This window comes from Actinoplanes sp. NPDC048791, assembly GCF_040650095.1.
Taxonomy (GTDB): Bacteria; Actinomycetota; Actinomycetes; order Mycobacteriales; family Micromonosporaceae; genus Actinoplanes.
In genome coordinates, this window is the sequence record NZ_JBEZGQ010000997.1 from 1 (window position 1) to 3,041 (window position 3,041).

The window sequence follows — 3,041 nt, forward strand, 5'->3', positions numbered from 1 at the left end:
ACGGGGGCCAGCCGGGCGCTGGAGCCGGGTCCGCAGGTGGTCGAGTCCCTCGCCCGCGTGCACGGCGGCCGGGTCGTCCGGCCGCGGCTGACCCGGACCCCGATCCTGGAGCAGGGCGTGGACGTGGTCTTCGACTGCGTGGCCCGCAGCGAGACGATCGACCTCGCCCTGCACCTGCTGCGACCGACCGGCATGCTGGTGCTCGTCGGCGGGGCCGGCCGGCAGCGGGTCGACTGGTCGCTGGTCTGGAACCGCCAGCTCACCGTGCAGGGCACCGTCAACTCGGGTCCGGAGCCGGCCCTGGCCGGGCGGACCACGATGGCCGAGGTGGTGGAGTGGCTCGCCGACCCGGCCTACCCGGTGGACGCGCTGGTGACGCACACCTTCGCGCTGGACGACTGGCGGCTCGCGCTGCGGACCGCGTCGGCCGCGGCCCGGGCCTACGCCGTCAAGGTCACCCTGCGGCCGAATCCCGGCGTCCCGCTGGTGCCGGGTCCTGAGCCAGCTCGGTGAGGAACGTGACCAGGGCCTTCCGGTACGGGCCCACGGTGCGCAGGTCGGCGTACTCAGAAGGGCCGTGCTGGCCGTCGCCGCCCGGGCCGAAGATCACCGCGTCGATGCCTAGCGCGGAGTAGAACCGGCCGTCGGCGGCGCCGTGCTTGCGCAGCAGCTCTCCCGGGTAGCCGGCCGAGCTCGCCGCCGCCCGCAGCAGCGTGACCTCGCGGCTGTGCGGGTCAGCGTGGTGCGGCGCACCGAGGCTGTCGACGGTGACCGGCACGCCGCTGACCGACCCCAGCAACGCGGCGATCTCCTCGCTCGTCCGGCCGGCGAAGTCGGTGTCCTGCGGCGGGAAGCGGATGTCGAGCCAGGCGGTGGCCTCGGCCGGCACCTGGTTGACGGCGCGGTTGGTGGTCTCGATCCGGGCCACGTTGACCGTCGTGCGCCACTGCTCGTCCGGCGGCACCGGCCATCGGCGCAGCACGGCGTCCACCGCACCGGTCAGCGTGAGCAGGGCGTTGTCACCGAGCCACGGGTAGGCGGCGTGGGCCGCGGTGCCGGTGGCGTGCAGGCGTACCTGGAGGATGCCCTTGGAATCGGTGACCACACGCAGGCCGCTCTGCTCGCCGATGAGCACGAAGCCGGCGGTGACGCCGGCGGCGAGCTGGTGTGCGGTGCCGTCGAAGCCCCCGACCTCCTCGTCGGTGACCAGTTGCAGACCCAGCGGGTACGGCAGCGACGGCGCCAGCGAGCGGAACACCTCGGCCAGCACCAGGGCGGCCACCTTCATGTCCTGCGCGCCCCGGCCGTAGAGCCGGTCGCCGTCGAGCCGGGCCGCATAGCTCTCGGCGGGCACCACGTCGAGGTGGGCGTTGAGCATCACCCGGAAGTGGGGACGCGCCCCGGGCAGATGGACCAGGGCGCTGGGCTTGCCGCGGGAGGTGAAGCGCTCCACCGTGAAGCCGGGCCCGACGACGTCGAGCGCGAGCTCGAGCGCGCGGTGCAGCTCCTCGGGCCGGTCCGCGGTGGAGGGCACGGCGATCAGCTCGGCGGCGCGGGCCGGCAGGTCCATGCGTCGACCCTATCGAGTAAATCGGTTGCGGCCCTGCCGCGTGGCGGATAGAACTGGCGGCCGGACCGACGAAGGAAGGAGGGCTGAGCCATGTACGCCACGCACATCGCGCCCACGTCCTCCCGGGGCCACCAGCCGAGCTGATCCCGGCGGGACAGGGCGCCTCCAGACGGAGACTGCCTTGACTCTGCACCACCACGACCTGACCCTGCGCCCGATCACCGGGCCCGACGAGCTGGACCTGTTCACCACCTTCCCGTACGTCCTCAACGGCGAGCTCGCCAAGGACCTGGAAGCCGGCCGCCGCCACCCGCGGTGGCTGTGGCTCGCCCTGCGCGGCGAGCGCGTCGTCGCCCGGGCCGCCTGGTGGTCCCGCCCCGACAACGAGTACCCGTTCCTGATGGACATCCTCGACCTCGACGGCGACCCCGAGGACGCTGTCCAGCTCGTCCGCACCGCACTGTCCACGGTGGTCGCTCCTGACGCCACTCCGCCGGACTACCTGCGGTACGTGCCGGGCGACTGGCGCGAGCAGCCCGAGGTCCGCCGCGGCGTCGAGCAACGGATGGGCGTGCTGGAACGCCTGGGCGCCAAGCTCTTCGTCGAGCGGCTGCGCCTGGAGTGGCGGCCCGGCACGCCGATCCCGGAGCCGGCCGGGCGCCTCACGTTCCGCCCGGTCCGCGAGGCCGAGGAGCTCATCGCTCTGATGACGCGGGTGCTGGAGGGCACGCTGGACGCGCACAGCCTCGACGATCTGAGCCGGATGAGCGCCCGGGAGGCCGCCGAGGAGCAGTACCGCGACGAGCTGGAAGGGTATGCCAGCCCGCACGAGTGGTGGCGGGTGGCGACCCTGCCGGACGGGGAGCCGGTCGGCTTCGTGATCCCGGCGCACAACGGCTACAACCCGATCATCGCCTACATCGGGGTGGTGCCGGAGCACCGCGGCCACGGTTACATCGACGAGGTGCTGGCGGCGGGCACGCGGCTGCTGGCGGACGAGGGCGTACCCCGGATCCGGGCCTCCACCGACGTGGGCAACCAGCCGATGGCCCGGGCCTTCGCCCGGGCCGGCTACGACGCGTTCGAACGCCAGCTCGACATGACCTGGCGCTGATCGGGGGCGCGCCGGGCCCGTCCAGGCCCGGCGCGTGATCAGCTGGAAGCGGCCCCGGCGGTGGCCACGCCCGCGAACGGGATGCTCGTCGCCTGGGTGTTGCCCTCACCGTCCGGGTGCCGCCAGAGGCCACGCCGGCGCAGCTCCGGCAGGACACCCTCACCGAACCAGTACGCCTCCTCCAGGTGCGGGTAGCCGGACAGGATGAACTCGGTGATGCCGAGGCCGGCGTACTCGGCGATCCGGTCGGCGATCTCGGTGTGGCTGCCGACCAGGGCCGTGCCCGCGCCGCCGCGGACCAGGCCGACGCCCGCCCACAGGTTCGGCGAGACGACCAGGCCGTCGCGGCTGCCGCCG

The 3,041-nt window shown here is 73.7% G+C and carries 3 protein-coding genes and 1 pseudogene; 2 read left to right on the forward strand and 2 right to left on the reverse strand.

Features of this window, described 5'->3' with window-relative positions; all coding sequences use genetic code 11:
• Positions 1–513 (forward strand): zinc-binding dehydrogenase (locus AB0C29_RS41080; protein ID WP_360832561.1); only part of this gene is annotated, 513 nt, incomplete at its 5' end.
• Here AB0C29_RS41080 and AB0C29_RS41085 read toward each other — a convergent pair.
• Positions 455–1,570, reverse strand: coding sequence for a M20/M25/M40 family metallo-hydrolase (locus AB0C29_RS41085; RefSeq protein WP_360832564.1), 1,116 nt, complete (start codon positions 1,568–1,570; stop codon positions 455–457). The genes AB0C29_RS41080 and AB0C29_RS41085 overlap by 59 nt on opposite strands.
• Positions 1,571–1,751: 181 nt before the next feature.
• Here AB0C29_RS41085 and AB0C29_RS41090 point away from each other — a divergent pair, with 181 nt between their 5' ends.
• Positions 1,752–2,684, forward strand: coding sequence for a GNAT family N-acetyltransferase (locus AB0C29_RS41090; protein ID WP_360832566.1), 933 nt, complete (start codon positions 1,752–1,754; stop codon positions 2,682–2,684).
• 38 nt (positions 2,685–2,722) lie between these two features.
• Here AB0C29_RS41090 and AB0C29_RS41095 read toward each other — a convergent pair.
• A pseudogene (locus AB0C29_RS41095) lies at positions 2,723–3,041 on the reverse strand (alkanesulfonate monooxygenase); the annotation flags it as partial.

Excerpts from the sequence above, each read along its gene's own strand:
- AB0C29_RS41085 (WP_360832564.1), bottom strand. The coding sequence starts at position 1,570 with ATGGACCTGCCGGCCCGCGCCGCCGAGCTGATCGCCGTGCCCTCCACC.